The sequence below is a fragment of the Micromonospora sp. WMMD967 genome (assembly GCF_029626165.1).
GTDB lineage: Bacteria > Actinomycetota > Actinomycetes > Mycobacteriales > Micromonosporaceae > Micromonospora > Micromonospora taraxaci.
Genome location: NZ_JARUBK010000001.1, coordinates 7,123,233 through 7,143,050 on the forward strand (window position 1 = coordinate 7,123,233; position 19,818 = coordinate 7,143,050).

At 71.1% G+C, this 19,818-nt stretch carries 24 protein-coding genes; 8 read left to right on the forward strand and 16 right to left on the reverse strand.

The window, feature by feature from the left end; genetic code table 11:
- The first annotated feature begins 70 nt into the window (after positions 1-70).
- A complete protein-coding gene (locus O7631_RS32135) occupies positions 71-793 on the forward strand; it encodes a hypothetical protein (RefSeq protein WP_278147660.1) in 723 nt (240 codons plus the stop codon).
- On the opposite strand, the gene O7631_RS32140 is transcribed toward O7631_RS32135, so the two are convergent.
- The 10 genes from O7631_RS32140 to O7631_RS32185 form a co-directional block, all read right to left on the reverse strand.
- A complete protein-coding gene (locus O7631_RS32140) occupies positions 675-1,655 on the reverse strand; it encodes a DJ-1/PfpI family protein (RefSeq protein ID WP_278147661.1) in 981 nt (326 codons plus the stop codon). The genes O7631_RS32135 and O7631_RS32140 overlap by 119 nt on opposite strands.
- A gap of 4 nt (positions 1,656-1,659) precedes the next feature.
- Complete coding sequence (locus tag O7631_RS32145) at positions 1,660-2,268, reverse strand: isochorismatase family protein (protein ID WP_278147662.1); 609 nt, start codon at positions 2,266-2,268, stop codon at positions 1,660-1,662.
- Between the two features lie 81 nt (positions 2,269-2,349).
- Positions 2,350-3,102, reverse strand: coding sequence for a lysophospholipid acyltransferase family protein (locus O7631_RS32150; protein WP_269682658.1), 753 nt, complete (start codon positions 3,100-3,102; stop codon positions 2,350-2,352).
- A gap of 94 nt (positions 3,103-3,196) precedes the next feature.
- Positions 3,197-5,257 (reverse strand): glycogen debranching N-terminal domain-containing protein, encoded by a 2,061-nt coding sequence (locus O7631_RS32155; protein WP_278147663.1) that lies wholly within the window; start codon positions 5,255-5,257, stop codon positions 3,197-3,199.
- Positions 5,257-5,628 carry an SCP2 sterol-binding domain-containing protein gene (locus O7631_RS32160; RefSeq protein WP_269682656.1) on the reverse strand — a complete coding sequence of 124 codons (372 nt, stop codon included), beginning with the start codon at positions 5,626-5,628 and terminating at the stop codon, positions 5,257-5,259. The genes O7631_RS32155 and O7631_RS32160 overlap by 1 nt, the downstream gene beginning before the upstream one ends.
- A 326-nt stretch (positions 5,629-5,954) precedes the next feature.
- Entirely contained in the window at positions 5,955-6,371 is a 417-nt protein-coding gene (locus tag O7631_RS32165) for a CBS domain-containing protein (RefSeq protein WP_278147664.1), read from the reverse strand.
- 207 nt (positions 6,372-6,578) lie between these two features.
- Positions 6,579-7,052: a PPOX class F420-dependent oxidoreductase gene (locus O7631_RS32170; RefSeq protein WP_278147665.1), complete on the reverse strand. Its 474-nt coding sequence runs from the start codon at positions 7,050-7,052 to the stop codon at positions 6,579-6,581.
- A gap of 82 nt (positions 7,053-7,134) precedes the next feature.
- Entirely contained in the window at positions 7,135-8,160 is a 1,026-nt protein-coding gene (locus tag O7631_RS32175; RefSeq protein WP_145779286.1) for an aspartate-semialdehyde dehydrogenase, read from the reverse strand.
- Between the two features lie 200 nt (positions 8,161-8,360).
- The gene (locus O7631_RS32180; RefSeq protein WP_278147666.1) at positions 8,361-9,698 is read right to left on the reverse strand and encodes a pitrilysin family protein; all 1,338 of its coding nucleotides are present in this window, start codon (positions 9,696-9,698) and stop codon (positions 8,361-8,363) included.
- Positions 9,695-10,984 (reverse strand): pitrilysin family protein, encoded by a 1,290-nt coding sequence (locus O7631_RS32185; RefSeq protein WP_278147667.1) that lies wholly within the window; start codon positions 10,982-10,984, stop codon positions 9,695-9,697. Before O7631_RS32185 ends, O7631_RS32180 begins: the two co-directional genes overlap by 4 nt.
- 100 nt (positions 10,985-11,084) lie before the next feature.
- Between O7631_RS32185 and O7631_RS32190 the strand changes: the two genes are divergently transcribed.
- Complete coding sequence (locus O7631_RS32190) at positions 11,085-11,819, forward strand: phosphodiesterase (RefSeq protein ID WP_278147668.1); 735 nt, start codon at positions 11,085-11,087, stop codon at positions 11,817-11,819.
- Here the strand turns inward: O7631_RS32190 and O7631_RS32195 are convergent.
- Positions 11,786-12,004: a hypothetical protein gene (locus tag O7631_RS32195; RefSeq protein WP_278147669.1), complete on the reverse strand. Its 219-nt coding sequence runs from the start codon at positions 12,002-12,004 to the stop codon at positions 11,786-11,788. The two genes, O7631_RS32190 and O7631_RS32195, sit on opposite strands and share 34 nt — an antisense overlap.
- A gap of 284 nt (positions 12,005-12,288) precedes the next feature.
- Here O7631_RS32195 and O7631_RS32200 point away from each other — a divergent pair, with 284 nt between their 5' ends.
- The 3 genes from O7631_RS32200 (at position 12,289) to O7631_RS32210 (ending at position 14,354) form a co-directional block, all read left to right on the forward strand.
- Positions 12,289-13,374, forward strand: coding sequence for a 3-deoxy-7-phosphoheptulonate synthase (locus O7631_RS32200; protein ID WP_088987955.1), 1,086 nt, complete (start codon positions 12,289-12,291; stop codon positions 13,372-13,374).
- 495 nt (positions 13,375-13,869) lie between these two features.
- A complete protein-coding gene (locus O7631_RS32205) occupies positions 13,870-14,094 on the forward strand; it encodes a hypothetical protein (protein WP_088987954.1) in 225 nt (74 codons plus the stop codon).
- A gap of 65 nt (positions 14,095-14,159) precedes the next feature.
- Positions 14,160-14,354, forward strand: a complete 195-nt coding sequence (locus O7631_RS32210; RefSeq protein WP_278147670.1) for a hypothetical protein — start codon at positions 14,160-14,162, stop codon at positions 14,352-14,354.
- Between the two features lie 57 nt (positions 14,355-14,411).
- Here the strand turns inward: O7631_RS32210 and O7631_RS32215 are convergent, their stop codons facing one another.
- From O7631_RS32215 to O7631_RS32225, 3 genes are read right to left on the reverse strand one after another with little or no spacing between them, the layout of a single operon-like run.
- Positions 14,412-14,951, reverse strand: coding sequence for a DUF1360 domain-containing protein (locus O7631_RS32215; RefSeq protein ID WP_278147671.1), 540 nt, complete (start codon positions 14,949-14,951; stop codon positions 14,412-14,414).
- 53 nt (positions 14,952-15,004) lie between these two features.
- Positions 15,005-15,337, reverse strand: a complete 333-nt coding sequence (locus O7631_RS32220) for a hypothetical protein (RefSeq protein ID WP_278147672.1) — start codon at positions 15,335-15,337, stop codon at positions 15,005-15,007.
- Positions 15,337-15,666, reverse strand: coding sequence for a DUF6158 family protein (locus O7631_RS32225; RefSeq protein WP_278147673.1), 330 nt, complete (start codon positions 15,664-15,666; stop codon positions 15,337-15,339). Before O7631_RS32225 ends, O7631_RS32220 begins: the two co-directional genes overlap by 1 nt.
- Positions 15,667-15,800: 134 nt before the next feature.
- Between O7631_RS32225 and O7631_RS32230 the strand changes: the two genes are divergently transcribed.
- Both O7631_RS32230 and O7631_RS32235 read left to right on the forward strand, forming a co-directional pair.
- Entirely contained in the window at positions 15,801-16,226 is a 426-nt protein-coding gene (locus tag O7631_RS32230) for a hypothetical protein (protein WP_278147674.1), read from the forward strand.
- A gap of 25 nt (positions 16,227-16,251) precedes the next feature.
- Positions 16,252-16,581 carry a DUF3817 domain-containing protein gene (locus O7631_RS32235; RefSeq protein ID WP_278147675.1) on the forward strand — a complete coding sequence of 110 codons (330 nt, stop codon included), beginning with the start codon at positions 16,252-16,254 and terminating at the stop codon, positions 16,579-16,581.
- Positions 16,582-16,628: 47 nt separating this feature from the next.
- Here O7631_RS32235 and O7631_RS32240 read toward each other — a convergent pair whose 3' ends face one another.
- Positions 16,629-17,150 (reverse strand): DUF6232 family protein, encoded by a 522-nt coding sequence (locus O7631_RS32240; RefSeq protein ID WP_278147676.1) that lies wholly within the window; start codon positions 17,148-17,150, stop codon positions 16,629-16,631.
- Positions 17,151-17,641: 491 nt separating this feature from the next.
- Between O7631_RS32240 and O7631_RS32245 the strand changes: the two genes are divergently transcribed.
- A complete protein-coding gene (locus O7631_RS32245; RefSeq protein WP_278147677.1) occupies positions 17,642-18,619 on the forward strand; it encodes a C40 family peptidase in 978 nt (325 codons plus the stop codon).
- Between the two features lie 70 nt (positions 18,620-18,689).
- Here the strand turns inward: O7631_RS32245 and O7631_RS32250 are convergent, their stop codons facing one another.
- The gene (locus O7631_RS32250; RefSeq protein WP_203148097.1) at positions 18,690-19,679 is read right to left on the reverse strand and encodes a sigma-70 family RNA polymerase sigma factor; all 990 of its coding nucleotides are present in this window, start codon (positions 19,677-19,679) and stop codon (positions 18,690-18,692) included.
- Positions 19,680-19,818: the final 139 nt, after the last annotated feature.

The following is a 19,818-nucleotide window of genomic DNA, read 5'->3' on the forward strand; positions in this document are numbered from 1 at the left end:
GCGTCATGACAGCGGGCCTCCCGATCCGACAGGCTTCTCATCACAGCCAGTCGAACGGGAGGTCGTGACGATGCACGCCGACGCGTCCCCCTTTTTCATCGGTCCCCACCGGTTCGACGCGCCCGACGACGATGTGGGGCCGATCCTGGATCGCCGTTACAGCCTGCGTCCGGTCCCCGGCGAGCGGGTCCTCGGCCACCACCGCCTGCTGGTGGCGGGTTACCTGCTCGGGCCGAGCGAGGCGCGGCGCCGGTGGCAGCTACCGGAGCCGGTCGCGGTGACCATCACCGACCAGCGCATCTGCTGGGTGGGCAGCGGGTCGCACCTGTCGCTGGTCGTGGCCGACACGACCCGGGCACGACCGCCCGTCCGACCCAACGGTCTGATGAGCGGCCAGATCCGCTGGCAGTGGCCGTCCCGGTTGGAGCTGCCGGCGGCCGAGCAGGGCACACCCTCGCAGTTGCTGATCGTCTGCGACGCGTTGCGCACCATCCAACAGCCGGCGTTGGCTCTCGGTGGGTCACCGGCCGAGGTCGCGGCACTGGCTCAGCAGATCCGCCGGGCGGTGGCCATGTTCCGGCTCACCCATCCCCAACTGGTCGACCTCTCGGCGCAGGAGCGCGACGTGCTGCTGCTGCGGGCCAGCCCCGCCCTCCTCGCCGGCGAAACCCGGGTCACGCTGCCCGGCTCGCTGCCGGTGGAGTTCCACTCCCGCGACGACTACTACCGTTCGGGGCCGGAGCCGAGCTCGTGGGGCGGGCTCGCAGGCGGCGCAGCATCCGGGCATCGCTGAAGCCCACGGTCCGCGCTGCGGCCTCCACCGTCGCGCCGTGCCCGATCAGGTGCTCGGCACGTTCCACCCGCAGCAGTTGCTGGTAGCCGAGCGGAGTGAGCCCGGTGGCCGACCGGAACAGCCGGGTCAGCGTCCGCTCCGCGACGCCTCCGGCGGCGGCCAGGTCGGCCAGCGGCAGTGTCTCGGCGTACCGGCTGTCGATCAGGTCCTGCACCCGGTGCACCGAATCCGACAGGTGGGAGCGGTGCCGCATCATCGCGCTGGCCTGCTGCTCGTGCCCGTGTCGGCGGGCGTAGACGACGAGCGTGCGGGCGATCTTCGCGGCGGCCCCGGGCCCGTGCCGGGTGGCGACCAGGTGAAGCGCCACGTCGATGCCACTGGCGATGCCGGCCGAGGTGACCACCCGGTCGTCGACCACGTACAGCACGTCGCGGACCACCTGGGCCGCCGGGTGACGGCGGGCCAGATCGTCCTGCACCTCGTGGTGGGTGGTGCACCGTCGGCCGTCGAGCAGGCCGGCGCGGCCGAGGGCGTACGCGCCGGCGCAGACACTGGCGACCGTGCCGCCGGCCGCGTGGTGCTCGGCCAGCCGCCGCAGGTCGACGGGCGACACCGGCCCTTCCGGCCCGTGCGCCGCCGGCCGCCAACCCGGCACGACCACCAGGTCGTCCGGGGTCAGCTCGGGCCACCGGGTCTCGGCGACCAGGGGTACGCCCTGCACGGTCGGCACCTGCTCCCGCTCGGCGACGTAGTGCAGGCGGTAGTCGAACCCGAGGTCGGCGGCGCTGGAGAAGACCTGGGCCGGTCCGGCGAGGTCCAGCAGGTGCACCTGCGGGACCAACAGGAAGACGACCCGGGTCATCGCGTCAGCCCCGGGCACCGGCGAGGGTCGCGCCGGTCACCTCGTCCACGGTGCGGATGGTCGCGAAGCGGCCAGCCAGCGCGTACTCGGTGCGGGTGACGATCTCCTCGTTGGTCAGGGTGCGCGGATCGGCGAGGATCTCCGCGACCGTGGCGGTCTCCGGGAGGCTCCGGTGTGGGATGGGGAAGGTCAACGTGGCGTCGGTGACGAAGGTCATCCGATAGCCGAGGTCCGCGCCGACCCGGGTGGTGGTCTCCACGCACTGTTCGGTGCGGATGCCGCAGACGGTGAGGTCGTGGATGCCGGCCTGGGTGAGCACCTGCTGAAGGTTCGTGGTGGTGAACGCGTTGTGCGCCGTCTTGACCAGCGTCGGCTCACCGTCGACCGGAACGAGCCCGTCGATCAGCCGCACGTGGCCGAGGTCGGGGTCGAACAGCCCACCCGTGCCGGGCTCGGAGTGCAGGACCCAGACCACCAGGTCGCCGCGCTCCCGGGCGGCGGCGACCAGCCGTTCGACCTGCCGGACCAGGTCGGGGTTCGAGCCGTACGCCCAGATCGGGCGCTGACGGAAGGACTCCTGGACGTCGATCACGACGAGTGCTGCTCTGCTCATGACTGAAGATCCTGACCGGATGACGACCACACCGGGAGTCACCATCATGCCCAGGTGCGGAACGATCCGGCCACGTCGGCGTCAGGCGCTGGGAGTGCTGTGCTCGGCGGCGTCGTCCAGGGCGGCGGCCTCCTCCGGCGTGGGCGCGGTGCCGCCCAGGTGCGCCGGCTGCCACCAGGAGTCCTCCGGGCCGGCCGGCTTCTCCGGATAGTCCCGCTGGGCCCGGTCGACGAGGGCGCTGAGCCGGGTGGTCAGCTCGGCGGCCAGCACGTTCGGGTCCGGGAAGTCCGCCGGGCTGATCGGCTCACCGATCAGGATGGTGATCGGCGTGTGCCTGCGCGTCAGCGTGCGGGGCCGGCCCTTGGTCCAGAGCCGCTGGGTGCCCCAGAGCGCGACCGGCAACACCGGCACCTTCGCCGAGCGGGCCATCCGGACCGTGCCGCTCTTGAGTTCCTTGACGGTGAACGACCGGCTGATCGTCGCCTCCGGGAAGACGCCGACGACCTCCCCCTGCTTGAGTGCGCTCACCGCGGCACGGAACGAGGCCGCGCCGGCCTGCCGGTCCACCGGGATGTGCCGCATGCCGCGCATCAGCGGGCCGGAGATCCGGTGCGTGAACACCGAGTCCTTGGCCATGAACCGGACCAGCCGACCCGACGCGTTCGCGCCCAGACCGGCGAAGATGAAATCGAGGTAGCTGACGTGGTTGCTGGCCAACACCGCCCCGCCCGTGCGGGGTACGTGGTGGGCGCCCTCGATGGTGATCTTCAGGTCGAGGAGACGGAACATCGTCTTGGCGGTGGCGATAACAGGCGGGTACACGAGCTCCGGCATCCGCAGAATCTACCCTGACCGGCTGCGGTTCGGCTCGGTGGCGAACCGGCGGCGACACGACCCGCGTGCCGCCGCCGGTTCGTCGGCCAATTCCTCAGCCGTCGAGGTTGTGCAGGTCCAGTCGGCCCCGGGCGAACGCGTCCACCCGACCCCAGCGCCCCGGAATGTCCAGCACCTCGATCCGCCCCATGCCCACCGGCAGCCGTGGCTCGACCGCCAGGTGCCCCTCGTGCGGCTCCAGACCGAGCATGGTGCGCAACAGCAGCAGCGGCGTACCGGTGGACCAGGCCTGCGGGCTGCACGCCGTCGGATACTCCACCGGGAACTTCGTCAGCTCCCTCGGGTAACCGCCGAACGCCTCCGGCAACCGGCCGTCGAAGTACGTGGCCGCGTCCAGGATGCCGTTCGCGATGGTGGCGGCCTCCTCGGCGAAGCCGTACCGGCGCAGACCCCAGGCGATGAAGGAGTTGTCGAACGGCCAGATCGTGCCGTTGTGGTAGCCGATCGGGTTGTACCTGGTCTCCCCCTCGGCCAGGGTCCGTACTCCCCAACCGGAGAACAGTCGCGGCCCCACCAGGTGCTCGGCGAGCTTCTCCGCCCGCTCGGCGTCCACGATCCCGCTCCACAGCAGGTGACCGATGTTGGAGCTGAGGATGTCGCACTGGCGGCCGTCCGGATCAAGGGCCAGGGCGAAGTACCCGCCGTCCTCCACCCACCAGTCCCGGTTGAACCGCTCCTTCAGCTGTGCCGCCTCCCGCTCCAACTGGTCGGCGAACTCCGGGTCACCCCAGAACTCGCGGGCCAACCGTGCCCCGCGGATCTTCGCGTCGTACGCGTACCCCTGCACTTCGCAGGTGGCGCGCGGGAACGGCGGAAGGGTGCCGTCGGAGTACGAGATCGAGTCCCAGGAGTCCTTCCAGCACTGGTTCTCCAGACCGGTGTCGGTGTTGCGCCGCTCGTACCAGATGTAGCCGTTGCCCATCAGGTCGGCGTAGTTGTCGATCCACTTCAGCGCCGCCCGGGACTCCTGCTCCAACTCCTTGACCAGCGCGACGTCCCCGCTCCACCGCTCGTACTCGTCGAGCAGGACGACGAACAGCGGCGTCGCGTCCACCGAGCCGTAGTACGGCGAGTGCGGCTGCTCCTCGAACGCCGCGGTCTCGCCGTAGCGCATCTCGTGCAGGATGCGACCCGGGTCCTCGTCCCGGAAGTCGTCGAATCGGCTGCCCTGCAGCGAGGCCAGGATGCGCAGCGTCGTCTTCGACAGCTGCGGGGTGAACGGCAGCGTCTGGAGGCAGGTCAGGATGCTGTCCCGCCCGAACATGGTCATGAACCAGGGCAGACCGGCGGCCGGCAGGGTGGCCCCACCCAGCGACAGCGGTGAGAAGCGCAGCGCGGCCAGGTCGATCAGGCTGCGCCGGTACGTGCTGGCCACCCGACCGTGCTCACTGTTGACCTTCGGGGCGTCGGCGATCCACTGCTCCAGGTCGTGCTGGAGGGCGAGCCGCTCGGTGTCCTGCATCCGCAGCCCGAAACGCAGGTCCCGGCCACCGGGCCCGACCGCGTGCGTCTCGACGTGGATCGAGGCCTCCCACTGCTCGTTGGGCTCCAGGTGCACGGTGTACGCGAACCCTTTGCTGTCGTACCGGGGCGACATCGACGAGGAGATGGTGGTCTCCCGCCGGAAGTTGCCCCGCCGGTACCCCAGCCGCAGCCGGTCCGACTCGACCTCGGTGTAGAGCTCGCCCTTCTTGTTCAGGATCTCGTCCTTCACCTGGAACAGGTCGGCGAAGTCCGACGCCGCGTCCATCCGTACTTCCAGGTCGACCGGCTTCTCGTCGTGATTGAGGATGGTGAGCTGCTCCCGGAAGCTGCTTCCCACCGCCCGCTCCCGGATGATCGACAGCTTCGCGTCCACGTAGTGCGTGGCCATGCCCGGCACCAGGAAGAACCGCGACTCGAAGTACTGCAGGTCGTCGAAGGAGAGCGAGTTGAGGCGCTCACCGTTGACGGTCAGCACCCACGTCGACAGGAACCGGGTGTCGATGGAGAAGAGCCCGGTCGGCTCGCTCGGCGTCGCCTCGATGTCGCCGGTGTCCTCGCAGACGACGAACGTGTTGCCGTCCAGGATCCGGATCGTGTTGCTCTGCCCCATCAGTGCACCTCCCCGACGAAGCGGCGGCGGGGCCCACGGGCGTCCGGGGAACCCGGGAAGATCCGCTCGACCTGTACGACCAGCCGAGCGTCACCCGACACTGTCATGTCCCCCCGCAGCAACGCGGCCAGGCCGTGCTCACGCCCGGCGGCGATGTCGTCGAACAGGACCGGATCGGCGCCGATGACGGTGTCGGCCTCCTGATCCTCCTGGCTCACGTTCAACCGGCCGTGGTCGATCCTCAGCAGCCAGTGCCGGGTCTGCGCCCCCTCGTGCAGGTCGATACGCAGTGTCCCGGAGGTCTTCGCCAGCAGAGGTTCATACCCCCGCCGGTCCAGGTCCTCGAAGAACCTCGTGGTCGCGTCCACCATCGGGTCCACTCCTCCCAGTTGCCGGGCCCGGGATCCCACCCACCGCGCTCACCTCGCGCGGACGGCCGGCGTCGAACGTCCCCGCACGGGTCCCCGCACGACCACCCACCCAACCTCGCCCAAATCGGGTGACCCCTCCCCCGCCCGCCTCCCTCCCCCGCCCGCCTCCCCCGGTGATCAAGAGGTTTGCGTCACGACACGCCGGGCGGGCTGACGCAAACCTCTTGATCACCAGCGCGGGGCGGGCGGGGGCAGGGCGGGCGCGGGGCAGCGCAGCGCCGGCCCTTCCCCCTTGGGGGAAGGGCCGGCGCGCCCGCGGCGGACGGTCAGTTGTTCGGGTCGTCGGCGCTGATGTCCGCGAGCACCGACTGCGGTTCGCGTTCGACCGCGAGGTCACCCATCGAGACCAGACCGACCAGACGCCCGTCGTCGATGACCGGCAGTCGGCGTACGGCGTACGTACGCATCAGGTCCGCGGCGGCCACCGCGTCGTCGTACTGGCTCACCGTGATCACATCACGGGTGGTGATCTGGTTCAGCCGGGTCGAACTCGCGTCCATGTTCTCCGCGACACCCCGGACCGTGATGTCCCGGTCCGTGACGATGCCGACCACGCTGTCTCCGTCGGTCACCACCACGTCACCGATCGCGCTGTCGCGCATCTCCTGCGCGGCCGCGGTGAGCGTGTCGTTGCCGTCCATCGTCACCAACCGGGTCGTCATGAACTCTCCGACCGTTGTCATGGTGCTCCCCTCTCGGTGTCGGCACGGCCCGTCTACCCGCCGCCCGGGAGGGGGTAACCCGCACTGCTCGCCGGGCTATCCGTGCGGGTGTCGCAGTCGCCGCAGCTCGTAGAGGGCGGTATACCCGTCGGCCACCGCGACACCCGGCCGACGCGGACGCGGGTCGGCTTCGGCCGGGTGGGGTCTACCAACCGGATGGCGGGCGCGTCAGCCCCGGGGCGGCATCCCGTAGACGCGCTCCACGTGCAGACGCAGCACCAGCCGCCCCTCGTCGACCATGGCCTGCCGGTATTCGGCCCAGTCGGGGTGTTCGCCGCGCAGTGCCCGGTAGAGACCCACCAGTTCCTCGACAGTGGCATCGCCGGGCTCGGTGGAGGGCAGGGTCAGCTCGGCGCGTCCCTCGACCACCGCGTACGCCCAGCCGTCCTCGCTGCTCACGTGGAAGCTGGCCCGCGGGTCCCGGCGCAGGTTGGCGGTCTTGGCCCGCCCCTCGGTGACGGAGACCCGGATCAGCCCGGCGTCCCGGTCGAACGAGTAGACCACTGTGGACATCTGCGGTCGCCCGTCCCGCTTGATCGTCGCCAGCACGCCCATCGAGCGGCCGGCGATCAGGTCGGTCAACGCCTGCTGGGTGCGGTCGTCCGGCACGGTCTCCTCCAGGTGGACGTCGGCTCCGTCCATCCAAGCATGCCCGGCTGGCCGCCGCCCGGAACGCGACCGAGCCCCCGCCGGCGACCGGCGAGGGCTCGGGGTGACGCGACGGTCAGCGGCGCTCGGCGGCGACCAGCTCGGCGAGCTGCACCGCGTTCAGTGCGGCGCCCTTGCGCAGGTTGTCGTTGGAGCAGAACAGGGCGAGCCCGTACTCCACGGTCTCGTCGGCCCGGATCCGCCCGACGTAGGTCGGGTCCTGCCCGGCGGCCTGCAACGGCGTCGGAACGTCGGTCAGTGCCACGCCGGGCGCGTCGGCCAGCAGCTCGTGCGCGCGTTGCGGGGTGAGCGGCCGGGCGAACCGGGCGTTGATCTGCAGTGAGTGGCCGGTGAAGACCGGCACCCGGACGCAGGTCCCGGACACCTTCAGGTCGGGGATCTCCAGGATCTTGCGGCTCTCGTTGCGGAGCTTCTGCTCCTCGTCGGTCTCGAACGAACCGTCGTCGACGATCGAACCGGCCAGCGGGAGGACGTTGAAGGCGATCGGCTCGGCGAACGACCGCGGCGCGGGGAACTCCACCGCCGACCCGTCGAACGCCAGCCCAGCGGCGTGCTCGGCGACCTTGCGGACCTGCTCGTCCAGCTCGGCGACGCCGGCCAGCCCGGCGCCGGAGACCGCCTGATAGGTGGAGACGACGAGGCCGACCAGGCCCGCTTCGGCGTGCAGCGGACGCAACACCGGCATCGCGGCCATCGTGGTGCAGTTCGGGTTGGCGATGATGCCCTTCGGGCGGTCGAGAGCCGCGTGCGGGTTGACCTCGGCGACCACGAGCGGCACCTGCGGGTCCATGCGGAACGCCGAAGAGTTGTCGATCACCACGGCGCCGGCCTCGGCGACCCGGGGAGCCAACTCCCGTGCCGTGCCCTTACCGGCCGAGAAGAGCACGATGTCCAGTCCGGAGTAGTCCGCTGTCGCGGCGTCCTCCACGGTCACCTCGCCGTCGCGCCACGGCAGCGTACGCCCGGCGGACCGCGCCGAGGCGAACAACCGCACCTGCTCCGCCGGGAACTCCCGCTCCGCCAGCACCTGCCGCATCACGCCACCGACCTGGCCGGTGGACCCCACAATGCCGATCCTCATGCCCGGAGGCTACCCAGCCCACCCCGGAAACCGGGAGCCCTTTCCCACCCCCCGGGTCCCGCATCACACCCGTCCCCCTCCCACACCCTTCAGCCGTTGATCATGAAGTTGTCGCCACGAAACGCCGTGGTGTGACAACAACTTCATGATCAACGTGGGAGAGCGACGGCGGTGGGCACGGGAGGGAGACGGCAGCGCGGTCAGGCGATCAGGTCGCCCAGGTTCGCTGCCGTCAGGTCGTCGCGGATGACGGCGGCGTCACCTTCGATGACCAGGGTCAACGCTTCCGGGTGCAGGTGGTTGGCCGCCGCCGCGGAGACCTGGTCGACGTCCGCCGCCAACAGCGACTCCCGCAGCCGGGCGTGATAGTCGTCCGGCAGATCGTGTACGACGAGCGTGGTCAACGCGGAGGCGATCGCCCGAGGGCTCTGCAACTCGACCGAGAGCTGCCCCGCTCGCCAGGACCGGGCCACCTCCAGTTCGTCCTCGGTGACCCCGGTGGCCTGGGTACGGGTGATCTCACCCACCGCCTCCACCAGGGCCGGCGCGGTGACGGCCGTCTGCACGCCGGAACTGACGGCGAACCGCCCGAACCGCCGGGACGACGCGAACTCACCCCGGATGCCGTACGTGTAGCCGTGCACCTCGCGGAGCAGGTGGTTGAGCCGCGACGTGAACGCCCCGCCGAGCACCGTGCCGGCGAGCGTCATCGGCACGTGGTCGGGGTGCGCCCGGTACGGCGACGGGTGGCCGAGTCGCAGCGTGGACTGCACCGAACCGGGCCTGTCCACCAGGATGATCCGCCGGCCGGTGTGCAGCGGCACCTCGATCGGGCCGCCCCGGTCGGCCGGCCCGCCTCCCGTGCCGGCGAACGCCGCGGCGGCGAGCGCGTCCAGGTCGATCCGGTCCAGGTCCCCGGCGACGACAAGGGTGCCGGGGCGCAGGAACCACTCGGAGTGGAAGACCGTGACGTCCTCCACGTCCAACCCGGCGACCGATTCCGGGTCGCCGTGCAGGGGACGTCCCCAGCGGTTCTCCGCGCCGAACAGGTCGGCGCGCAACGCCGCGTCGGCGCGCGGTCCCGGGTTGGCCCAGTCCATCCGCAACGCGGTCGCCTCGTCGTCGCGGACCCGGCGCACGTCGGCGGGGTCCAGTCGGGGCGTCCGGACGGCCTCGGCGAGCAGTTCCACGGCCGCGCTGAGCCGGTCCACCGGGATCACCACGCTGGCCTGGAACGAGTCCCAGTCCAGCCCGGTCGTCAACGCGGTGCCGAGCCCTTCGACAGCGAGCGCGTACGCGGCGGCGTCCCGCTGCGCGGTCCCCTCTTCGAGAGCCTTGGCCAGCACACCGGACAGACCCTCCTTGCCGACCGGCTCCCGGCCCGCTCCCACGTCGAGCAGCAGCAGGGCCACGGCGAGGTTCTGCCCCGGCAGGTGCGCGGCCACGACCTGACCACCGGCCACGGAGCGGCGGACCACCGCCGGGAACCGGTACGGGCGGGCGGCGCCCGGGCCGGGACGGTCGGCGATCAACGTCATGAGGTCTCCTCGGGCAGGTAGGTCAGGATGACCCGGTCGGTGGTGAGCACCTCGGCGGCGGCCTCGGCGATCTGCTCGGCGGTCACCGCGAGCAGGCCCGGCAACTGGTCGGCGACGCGGGCCGGGTCACCGAACTGGGTGGCGTACCGGCCGAGCAGGTCCGCCCGGCCGTCCACCGTGGACAGCTGCCGCCACCACCCGGTGCTCAGCAGCGCCTTGGCCCGGTCAAGTTCGGCGGCGGTGACCGGCACGGTGGCCAACTCGTCGACGACCTCGGCCAGCCCTTCGGCCAGCCGCTCGCCGCTCACCCCGGGGCGGGCGGTGGCGGTGGCGATCAGCGGTGCCGGGGCGTGCGCGAGGTCCACCCCGTACGCCCCGACCAGGTCCGGCTGGGCGATCCGCTCACCGTCGGCGAGCCGCTGGTAGAGCCGGCTGCCCCGGCCACTGCCGAGGACTGTGGCGAGCACGGTGATCACGTTGTATTCCGCGCTGCCGAACGGGTAGCTGCGGTGGGCGATGTACACCCGGGGCGCCGGCACGTCCGCGCTCACCGACTCGACCGCCGTCTGCCCGGTGGCCGGGACACTGCGCCCGTCCGGGGCCGGCGGGATGTCGTCGCGCGGGGGCAGCGCCCCGAAGTACTTGTCGGCCAACGCGAACACGTCCGAGGCGGTGGCGTCGCCGACCACTGTGAGGACCGAGTTGTTGGGCGCGTAGTAGGTCTGGTGGAACGCCTGGAAGGTGGCAAGGTCGGCGGCGTTCAGGTCAGCCATCGAGCCGATCGTCGCGTGATGGTAGGGGTGCCCCGGCGGGTAGAGCAGCGGCAGCAACCGCAGCCAGGCGTCCCCGTACGGCACGTTCTCGTAGCGTTGCCGGCGCTCGTTCTTGACCACGTCGCGCTGGTTGTCCAGCGTCTCCTGGGTGAGCGCCGGAACCAGGCCGCCCATCCGGTCGGCCTCCAACCAGAGCGCCAACTCCAGGTGCTCGGCCGGGACCGTCTCGAAGTAGTTCGTCCGGTCCGGGTTGGTGGTGGCGTTGAGCGAGCCGCCGGAGCCCTGGATCAACTTCATGTGCTCGGTCTTCGCCACGTTGACCGAGCCCTCGAACATCAGGTGCTCGAAGAGGTGGGCGAAGCCGGTCTGCCCGGCCGGCTCGTGCCGGGAGCCGACGTCGTACCAGAGGTTGACGGCCACGGCCGGCGCGGTGCGGTCCTCACTCACCACCACGCGCAGGCCGTTGTCCAGTCGGGACGTCTCAATGGGCCAGGGGTAACCGCTGTCGGGCATGCCCCGACGCTATCCGATCTCCCGGGCGGAAAGGTGACGTGCGGCCCGTCGGCGAGCCGACCCGCCGCATCAGGGAGGCCGCCCGGGGTATCGGAGGGCCATGACCGTCACCCCGCCCTCGTCCCGGCTCGCCACCGCCGTCGAACGCGCCAGCGTCGCGCTGAGCCGACGCCGCGGCCGGTTGCTGCATCCGGCCGGTCGCTCCTTCACCGGCGAACTGATGATCTGGGGTACGCCCGGACCACCCACCGGGGCCGGTCTGCTGGACGACCCGGGCCGGTACCGGGCGACCGTCCGGCTCTCCAAGGGCACACCGACGCCCGGCAGTTGGCCGGACGTGCTCGGCCTCGCGGTACGCCTGCACCGCGACGGCGGCCATCCGTTCGACCTGCTGGTCAGTTCCAGTGGCGCGGCCCCGCTGCTGCGCAACCTGCCGCTGCCCCGGCGCGACTTCACCGGGACGTACACCTCGATCATGTGTTACCGCGTGGGTCCCCGCCGGATCTGGCTGTCCGCGCTGGCCGACCCCGACTCGGTCGGCCTCGGACGCAGCCTGAGCGCGGCGGCCGCCGCGACCCGGACGGACACGCCGCGCTTGGTGCTCGCTGTCGCGTCCGCCGTGGGGCCGTGGCGGCCGGTGGGGCAGATCAGCATCGGCGTCCAACTCGACGCCGAGGAGGATGCCGCGCTCGCGTTCGACCCGGTGCGCAACCTGCCACCCGACCTGCGGGTGGCAGGCCCTCTGGCCTGGCTGCGGGAGCAGACCTATCGGGGGTCACGCCGGGCTCGCGGGGCGGACGCTCAGTCCGGGGGTTCGACAGCGACCACCGTCTGATCCGAGGTACGACGTTCCAGCACCGTGTCCGGTGCCGCGTTCTGGTCCTCCTCGCGGAGGTCCGACTCGGCGAGGATGGCCTCCGCCTGCGCCTCCGGGTCGTCGCTGCCCACGGCCTCCTCCTCGGGCAGGAGGTGGTGGGCTCGGGACTCCACCCGGTCCTGATCGCTCTGCTCGTCAGTCATGGCACCCCTGTTACCCCGCCGTGGACCGTGACACGCGATGTTCACTCCGCATCTTGGGACGACGCGGTGGGCTTCCGCATCGGGTCGGGTACGCTGGGCGACGTGACGCGTTCGTATCGATGGTTTAGGCAGCCGGCTCGCACGCCGGTGACTTCACCATGATCTGACGTCACCGCAGACCGAGCCGGCTGGGCAGGAGCTTTCGTTCCTGCCCTTTTGTGTACGAGCAGCCGGCTCGTCCCGGGCACCGGCCCCGGGCGCGGTCGGCGGAAGGATTCCCCACCGTGACGACCCCGGAGACCGATCGGGTCAGCGATCAGCGGATCGACCGCGTCGTGCCGCTGACCACGCCCGCCCTGCTGCATCACGAGTTACCCCTGGACGCATCGCTCGCCTCAGCCGTGCTGAACGGCCGACGCGCCGTGGGTCGGGTGCTCGACCGCGAGGACGACCGCCTGCTGGTGGTGGTCGGCCCCTGCTCGGTGCACGACCCGGCCGCCGCCCTCGAATACGCCGAGCGTCTGCGCGGCACCGCCGACCGGCTGGCCGACGACCTCCTGATCGTCATGCGGGTCTACTTCGAGAAGCCCCGTTCCACTGTCGGCTGGAAGGGCCTGATCAACGACCCGGGCCTGGACGGCAGCGGGGACGTCAACACCGGCCTGCGGCTGGCCCGGGCGCTGCTTCTGGACGTGCTGCGCCTCGGTCTGCCGGTGGGTTGCGAGTTCCTGGACCCGATCACCCCGCAGTACATCGCGGACACGGTGGCCTGGGGCGCGATCGGCGCCCGGACCGTGGAGAGCCAGGTGCACAGGCAGCTCGCCTCCGGCCTGTCCATGCCGATCGGCATGAAGAACCGCCCCGACGGCAGCATCGGCACCGCCGTGGACGCGATCCGCGCGGCCGGCGTACCGCATGTCTTCCCCGGCATCGACTTCTCCGGCACCCCGGCGATCATGCACACCCGCGGCAACACGGACGGGCACCTGGTGCTGCGCGGCGGGGGTGGGCGGCCCAACTACGACGCGGAGTCGGTCGCCGGCGCGATCGACCTGCTCCGTGCGGCGGGGCTGCCGGAGCGCTTGGTGATCGACGCCAGTCACGCCAACAGCGGCAAGGACCACCGCAACCAGCCGCTGGTCGCCGCGGACGTGGCCGCCCAGATGGCCGCCGGGCAGCGTGGGATCACCGGCGTGATGTTGGAGTCGTTCCTGCTGCCCGGCCGGCAGGACCTCGACCCGACCCGGGAGCTGGAGTACGGCCGTTCGGTCACCGACGCCTGCCTCGGTTGGGACGACACCGCCGAGGTGCTCGATCACCTGGCCTCGGCCGTGCGGGCGCGGCGGGCCACCCTGCCGACGACAGTGTGACGGCTGACACCAGAAGGCGCGGAACACGAGTGGGGGTCGGCTCGTTGACCGAGGTGTCGGTGTGCCCAGTGTCCCCGGGCCTCACCTAAATAGCCTTCGCGGAATACCGTCCGGCTGGAGCCGCGTAGCGCCACTCGCCGAGAGGCGACCTGCACACCGACACCAGAGCCGCCCCCGGCCCACAAGGCCGGGGGCGGCTCTGTCTGTACCCCCGAACCCCACCAGACCGAGCAGCCGAAACCACCGCGACGGCCCCAGGCAGACACAACGCCGCCAGCGACCGGTCCCCGAGCGCGACGAGCGCGACGAGCGCGACGAGCGCGACGAAGTATCCGCCACCGCCTTTGCTCTGCACCCACCGATGCGACGGACACGGTCCGTAACTGGTGCGCGGGTGGGTGCAGAGCAAAGGCGGCGCAGGAGGTCATCGACCGGCGGCCTAGGCGGCCCGCTGGCGTGACGTTTGACCGATTCCGGCCCGGGTAGCTGATCGAGGTGACCGACGACGCATCAGTGTCCGGCGAGCCGGACACCCGGGCCCTCGACGACCTGCTCGACGACGTCTTCCGGGCGCAGGAGCGGGTCGACCAGGGCGAGATCTACCGCCGGGCGGTGGCTGCCGAGCTTCCAGCGGACCTACTCGCCCGAGTCGACGCACTGCCCGAGGGCGAGTACTCGGTGGACGAGGCCAGCGACCTCCTCGGCGGCTCCGTCGCGTGAGCGACCCTCACCGCGAGCGACCCCGCCAGCTCCGTCGCGTGAGCGACCGTAGAAGGGACACCGACATGACCCACCACGAGGACCACGACGAGAAGATTCCGGCGCTCGGTCAACCGCCGAAGGGCATGGACACCACCCCCGAGCCGGACTTCGCCAACGAGCACGACAAGACGGCGGTGGACCGGGACATCATCACCGGCGCGGACGAGGACGAGCGGGAGCCGGAGTCGCCGCACGGCTGGTCCGGCATGCAGCGCTGAGACTCAGGTACGACGGAAGGGGCCGGCGGCAGCGCCGGCCCCTTCCGTTTGTGCTCGTCAGTCGTCGTCGTGCCCGCCCTCGGCGGCCTGCTGCGCCGTCGCGTACGCCATCTGGAGGAAGTCGGACGCGGCGACCGCGGTCAGCGCGGTGGCCACCAGCCGGGTCAGCCGGGGCGCGAGCACCAGGCCGCCGGTCAGCCCGGTGGCCACCCAGACCGCCAGGCAGAACGGGCAGCTCAGCAACTCGCCGATGGCGTGCCGGGTGGGGCTGCCCGAGTCACGGACCTGCTCCATCACCTCGCCGCTGCCGATCGGGCGGTCATAACGGGTGAACGGCGCCCGCAGAGGGCTCGTCACCGCGTCCTTGGACAGCAGCCGACTCAACTTGTGGGTGGCGATGGAGAGCAGCACCACGTCGGACGGCGCGGGACGCTCCGGCACCGGTCGACCGGTCACCTTGACCAGACCGGCGAGTGCGCCGGTCACCCCGGCGTAGGCACCCATTGCCACCAGGTAGCCGCCGAGCGGCCGGTGTTCGTGCGGCGCGTACGCCCACCGCAACCGCGCCGCCTTGTCGCGCAGGCCGGTGTCGCTCACCCGTTCTCCTCCCATGTCGTGGTGGTGCGGGACCGGGCGTCCCGCGTGCCCGCTCAGCCGGCCTGGAGGTTGTCGGCAACCTCGCGTGCCAGGTTGCTGAGTGCCTCGTCGGCCAGCTGGTCCGGGCCGGGGTCGCCCGACCCGTCGGCCAGGTCCAGCTGGATCCGGGCGCCGCCGGCATCGGCCGGCTCCACCCGGATCTCGGCGGACCAGTCGTCGCCGTCGCCCCAGCGTGCGCGCAGTTCCTCGCCGTCGATCTCGGCGGCGGGGCTTCCGTCGCCGCGCAGCGGCTCCGGCAGCCAGGCCGAGGCGCGATCCGGGTCGGTGGCCGTGTTGAAGACCACCTCGGGTGGCGCGGACATGCCGCGCACGGCGCGCGCCGGCATCAGGCGTCCCGCAGGCGGCTGGGGTCGACCTCCCGGCCCGGGTGGCGGGCCAGGTATTCGGTCTCGAGTTCCGCGGTACGCCGCAGGTGGTTGGCGAGCGCGGAGTCCGCCGCGTGCCGCAGGGTGTCGAGGCGGGTGCGGTGCAGGCTGTGCATCTCGCGGATCAGATCCTCGTCGGTCAACTCCGTCGGGTCGACGCCGGGCAGATCGCCGTCGAGGCCCGCGGTGCCGGCCGGGTCGTCGCCGCCCCACTCGGGCATCCGCTGCTCCGGGCTCATCTCGGTGTTGCCGCTGGACGCGAAGCCGTCCTCACGTACCGATCCGGTCATGATCGCCCCCCTTGATCTCGTTTGGGCTGGCGTCTAGACGATTGCCCAGGCGGCGTGCGGCCAAACCATGGCCGCGACGCCACAACTACGACACGGTGTCGGAGACCGGAGCCGTCCCCGGTACCCTCGATGCCATGAGGCGGCTCTGGACCCCGGCGTGGATCGCGCGCCACGTGGCCATGGTCGTGCTGACCGTGGGCTTCCTGGGGCTGGGCTGGTGGCAGGTCAGCCGGGCCGCGGCCGGCAACAGCCTGAGCTGGGGGTACGCGGTCGAGTGGCCGATCTTCGCCGGCTTCGTGGTCTACGTCTGGTGGCGCGAGGTGAAGCTCGCCCGCCGCCGGGGGGCGGAGGCCGAAGCGCCGTCGCCGGACCCGGCTGTCGAGCCGACGCCGACGGTCGACGCCGGCTCCCGACCGGCGGTCCGCCGACCGGTGCGGGTGTCCCGGGCACCGGCCACCGGCGGCGACGCGGTCGAGGACACCGACCTGGCAGCCTACAACCGCTACCTGTCATGGTTGAACGCCAATCCGGGCGCCCGGCCCGGTGACTATCCCGGCTGAGCCGGGCTCGGAAGGACGGACGAAGGTGGGCGCTGCCCTTACCCGGTACCGCGTGATCGCCTGGATCGTGGGCGTGGTCCTGATCCTGCTGGTCGTGATCGGCATGCCGCTCAAGTACGCGTTCGACAACCCGGTCGTGGTCGAGACGATCGGCCCGGCGCACGGCTTCCTCTACATGATCTACCTGGTGGCCGCGTTCGACCTGAGCCGCCGTGCCGACTGGCCGCTGAAGCGGATGCTGCTGGTGATGCTGGCCGGCACCGTGCCGTTCGTCTCCTTCTACGCCGAGCGCCGCGTCAGCGCCTGGGTGGCCGCGCCGCAGGAGCGGCGGGCACCGGAGCCGGTCTCCAGCTGAGCGGCCGGCGGGCCGACGCCGGTTCGGCGCCGGCCCACCGCGTCGGGTCAACGGTTTGGCCGCCACGGTTCGGCCGAGGCGAGGGGGTCGACCCACCCGCCGTACCGGTTGACCTCCCGGGCCCGCAGCAGGGCCCGTGTGACCTGGCCGAACTGCCGCTCGTCGTCGGCGCTGAAAAGCAGCACCTCGGCTCCCCGGTACCACCCCCACAGCTCGTAGGGCGGTGGACGCCAACGATCGCCGACCATCGCCAGCACGGCCGGCAGCAGGAAGACCGCGCCGAGAATGAGGTACGCCCCGGCGGTCAGGCGGTGCAGACCACCGGTGAAGCCGAGGAGCAGCCCGACACCGCCGAGCATGCTGGCGGTGACGACGACGGCCCGGACGGCGATCCGGTCGTGCGGGCCTCGGGTGGTACGCAGGTGGGTCAGGTCGGCCACCTGGTAGCTGGTTCGGCCGGCGGTGAACCGGTCGACGGTCACGATGATGCCGGGCCGCGCGTACAGCAGGGTCGACCGGGTACCCGGCGCCGTTCGCGGCGGCCGCGTTCCTGCGCCTTCACGTTCCACGGTTCCTCCCGCGGGAGACGGTTGGCCGAGGTGGACCCGACGAGCATCGCTACCTGCCGACGGGATTCCCGGCTCCGTTCATTGTGTTGCGGCGCCGCCAGCTGACCTGTGTATTTGTCGACTCTCGACCGTTCCCCCAACCGGTGACATCGCCAAGAAACAGCATCCATTTCAGGTTTTATCGGTTATGGCGTCCAGATATCCGGCGGCATACGCCCGGAACGACGAAAGTCGTGTATCCGTCAATACTTCGCTCAACGGACCGTTCGCCTCTCTTTTCACGCGTCATCAGTCACGATGACGCCACCTGACGCAGGGCCACGCCCGGCCACTTCGCCAACATTCGCCCCTGCTTCAACTGCGAGCGACAGCCGTCCCGGGTTAGGTTGGGCGAGCCGGTCCGGCCCAGTGCCGTCCGCCCGGGTGGCCCCGGCCGGTGTCGCCGAGGGCGTCAGCAGCCCCGGCGGCCGTGGGAGAGGGGCCTTCCGCTCTTGTCATCCCTGAAAAACCTGCTGCGCACCATGGCGCTCGCCGGTATGTCGGCCGCGCTGATCGCCCCGACGGTGGTGGCCTACGCCGAGCCGTCCCCCGCCGACCTGACCCGCCGGATCGAGGCGTCTTCGACCGAGCTGGAGCGGGTCGTCGAGTCGTACAACAAGCTGCGTGAGGAGATCAAGACAAACGAAGCCGCGGTGGCCCGATTACAGGCCCGTATCGGCCCGCTGGAACAGCAGGCCAAGCAGAGCCAGGCTGATGTGGCCGAGTTGGCCAGCACCGCGTACAAAAGCGGCGGTCTGCGGACCGCCGACGCCCTGCTCGGTTCCGAGGGCGCCACAGCCCTGCTGGACCGCCTCGGCACTCTGGACCAGCTGACCCGCCAGCGTCAGGAGCGCATCTCCGGCTACACGGCCGACCAGCGACGGCTGCTGGACGAGAAGGCCCGGCTGGACGCCACACTGACCAAGCAGGCCGCGCAGGCCCGCCAGCTCGCGACGGCCAAGAAGCAGATCGAGCAGGATCTGACCAAGCTGTACGAGATGCGTCGGCAGGCGTACGGGGCGGCGACCGAGCGACCCGAACCCAAGGCCGCGGTGGCCGAGGCCAAGAACGTGCCCGCGGTGGCCGGTGATGCCGGCGCCGCGGTGCGATACGCGTTCGGCGCGATCGGCAAGCCGTACGTGTGGGCCGGCGACGGGCCGAACGGCTACGACTGTTCCGGGCTCACCTCGGCGGCCTGGCGGGCGGCCGGTCGGTCGCTGCCGCACAACACGCGGATGCAGTGGAGCGCTGTCGCCCACATCGGTCGGAGTGACCTACGGCCGGGTGACCTGGTGTTCTACAGCGGGCTGGGGCACGTCGCCCTGTACGTGGGCGACGGTCAGGTGATCGACGCGCCGAGCGCCGGCCGCAACGTGCTCAAGCGGGGCATGAACATGATGCCCATCCAGGGCTACGGTCGGGTCCGCTAGACGTCCGAAGACGGTGAACGGCCGGCGTCCCCCTATCGGACGCCGGCCGTTCGCCGTAATTACTACCAGGTCAGGCTGCCTGCAGCCCCTCTGCCCGGGCCAGCTCACGCAGCCGGCCGAGCGCCTGGATCTCCAGCTGTCGGATCCGCTCGCGGGACAGCGAGAACCGGGAGGCGACCTCGGTGAGCGAGTGCTCCCGACCGTCCTCCAGCCCGTAGCGGGCCCGCATGATGCCGGCGGACCGGTCGTCGAGGTGGTTGAGCAGCCCCTCGATGCGCTGCCGCTCCAGACCGCTGAGGACGATGTCCTCCGGCGACGGGGCGTCACTGTCGGCGACCAGGTCACCGAGGTTGGTGTCGCCGTCGTCGCCCACCGGGGTGTCCAGCGAGACGGTGTCCTGCGACCAGCGGCGCAACTCGTTGACCCGCTCGACGGTGACGCCGAGCGCTGCCGCGATCTGCTCCGGCTCCGGGTCGCTGCCCAACTCACGGGTCAGCTGCCGAGCCACGTTGCGCATCCGGTTGACGTCCTCCACCAGGTGCACCGGCAGACGGACGGTGCGCTCCTGCTGGGCGATCGCCCGGCTGATCGCCTGGCGGATCCACCACGTCGCGTAGGTGGAGAACTTGTAGCCGCGCTCGTAGTCGAACTTCTCGACCGCCCGGACCAGGCCGGTGTTGCCCTCCTGGATCAGGTCCAGCATGGGCATGCCCGAACGCACGTAACGGCGGGCGATCGACACGACCAGTCGCAGGTTGGCGCGGATGAAGAGGTCCTTCGCGCGCTCCCCCTCGACGACCAGCCATTCCAGGTCGGCCCGGTCGACACCGGCGGGAACGGCTTCCTCACCGAGCAGGTGCTCGGCGTAGAGGCCGGCCTCGATCGCCTTGGAGAGATCGACCTCCTTGGCGGCGTCCAGCAGTGGCGTCCGGGAGATCTCGTGCAGGTAGACGCCGACCAGGTCGCGCTCCTCGGCAACCTCGTCGGTTCGCATGCCGATGTTCTTGTCCACGTTGCCCACGGTCCCCTCGCTCGCGCCGGTTGCCCGGTTCCTTGCCATTCCCCACGTCCGTCAACCCCTGGTAACTTCTGCTGTGCCCAGCGGTGCTGACACCTACACAACAGATGAGACGTGTCGGGGATTCCGTCTCGTGAGTCGAAAGTGTCACGAATGCCTGAGTACTAGCTGAGAGCACGGT

Bases quoted from the DNA above. Each gene is read 5' to 3' on its own strand.
- O7631_RS32150 (WP_269682658.1), bottom strand. From the start codon at position 3,102: ATGCCGGAGCTCGTGTACCCGCCTGTTATCGCCACCGCCAAGACGATG.
- O7631_RS32170 (WP_278147665.1), bottom strand. From the start codon at position 7,052: ATGGACGGAGCCGACGTCCACCTGGAGGAGACCGTGCCGGACGACCGC.
- O7631_RS32140 (WP_278147661.1), bottom strand. From the start codon at position 1,655: ATGACCCGGGTCGTCTTCCTGTTGGTCCCGCAGGTGCACCTGCTGGAC.
- O7631_RS32135 (WP_278147660.1), top strand. From the start codon at position 71: ATGCACGCCGACGCGTCCCCCTTTTTCATCGGTCCCCACCGGTTCGAC.
- O7631_RS32185 (WP_278147667.1), bottom strand. From the start codon at position 10,984: ATGCCCGACAGCGGTTACCCCTGGCCCATTGAGACGTCCCGACTGGAC.
- O7631_RS32145 (WP_278147662.1), bottom strand. From the start codon at position 2,268: ATGAGCAGAGCAGCACTCGTCGTGATCGACGTCCAGGAGTCCTTCCGT.
- O7631_RS32190 (WP_278147668.1), top strand. From the start codon at position 11,085: ATGACCGTCACCCCGCCCTCGTCCCGGCTCGCCACCGCCGTCGAACGC.
- O7631_RS32180 (WP_278147666.1), bottom strand. From the start codon at position 9,698: ATGACGTTGATCGCCGACCGTCCCGGCCCGGGCGCCGCCCGCCCGTAC.
- O7631_RS32230 (WP_278147674.1), top strand. From the start codon at position 15,801: ATGAGGCGGCTCTGGACCCCGGCGTGGATCGCGCGCCACGTGGCCATG.
- O7631_RS32225 (WP_278147673.1), bottom strand. From the start codon at position 15,666: ATGACCGGATCGGTACGTGAGGACGGCTTCGCGTCCAGCGGCAACACC.
- O7631_RS32195 (WP_278147669.1), bottom strand. From the start codon at position 12,004: ATGACTGACGAGCAGAGCGATCAGGACCGGGTGGAGTCCCGAGCCCAC.
- O7631_RS32250 (WP_203148097.1), bottom strand. From the start codon at position 19,679: ATGGCAAGGAACCGGGCAACCGGCGCGAGCGAGGGGACCGTGGGCAAC.
- O7631_RS32220 (WP_278147672.1), bottom strand. From the start codon at position 15,337: ATGCCGGCGCGCGCCGTGCGCGGCATGTCCGCGCCACCCGAGGTGGTC.
- O7631_RS32155 (WP_278147663.1), bottom strand. From the start codon at position 5,257: ATGGGGCAGAGCAACACGATCCGGATCCTGGACGGCAACACGTTCGTC.
- O7631_RS32165 (WP_278147664.1), bottom strand. From the start codon at position 6,371: ATGACAACGGTCGGAGAGTTCATGACGACCCGGTTGGTGACGATGGAC.
- O7631_RS32175 (WP_145779286.1), bottom strand. From the start codon at position 8,160: ATGAGGATCGGCATTGTGGGGTCCACCGGCCAGGTCGGTGGCGTGATG.
- O7631_RS32210 (WP_278147670.1), top strand. From the start codon at position 14,160: ATGACCCACCACGAGGACCACGACGAGAAGATTCCGGCGCTCGGTCAA.
- O7631_RS32160 (WP_269682656.1), bottom strand. From the start codon at position 5,628: ATGGTGGACGCGACCACGAGGTTCTTCGAGGACCTGGACCGGCGGGGG.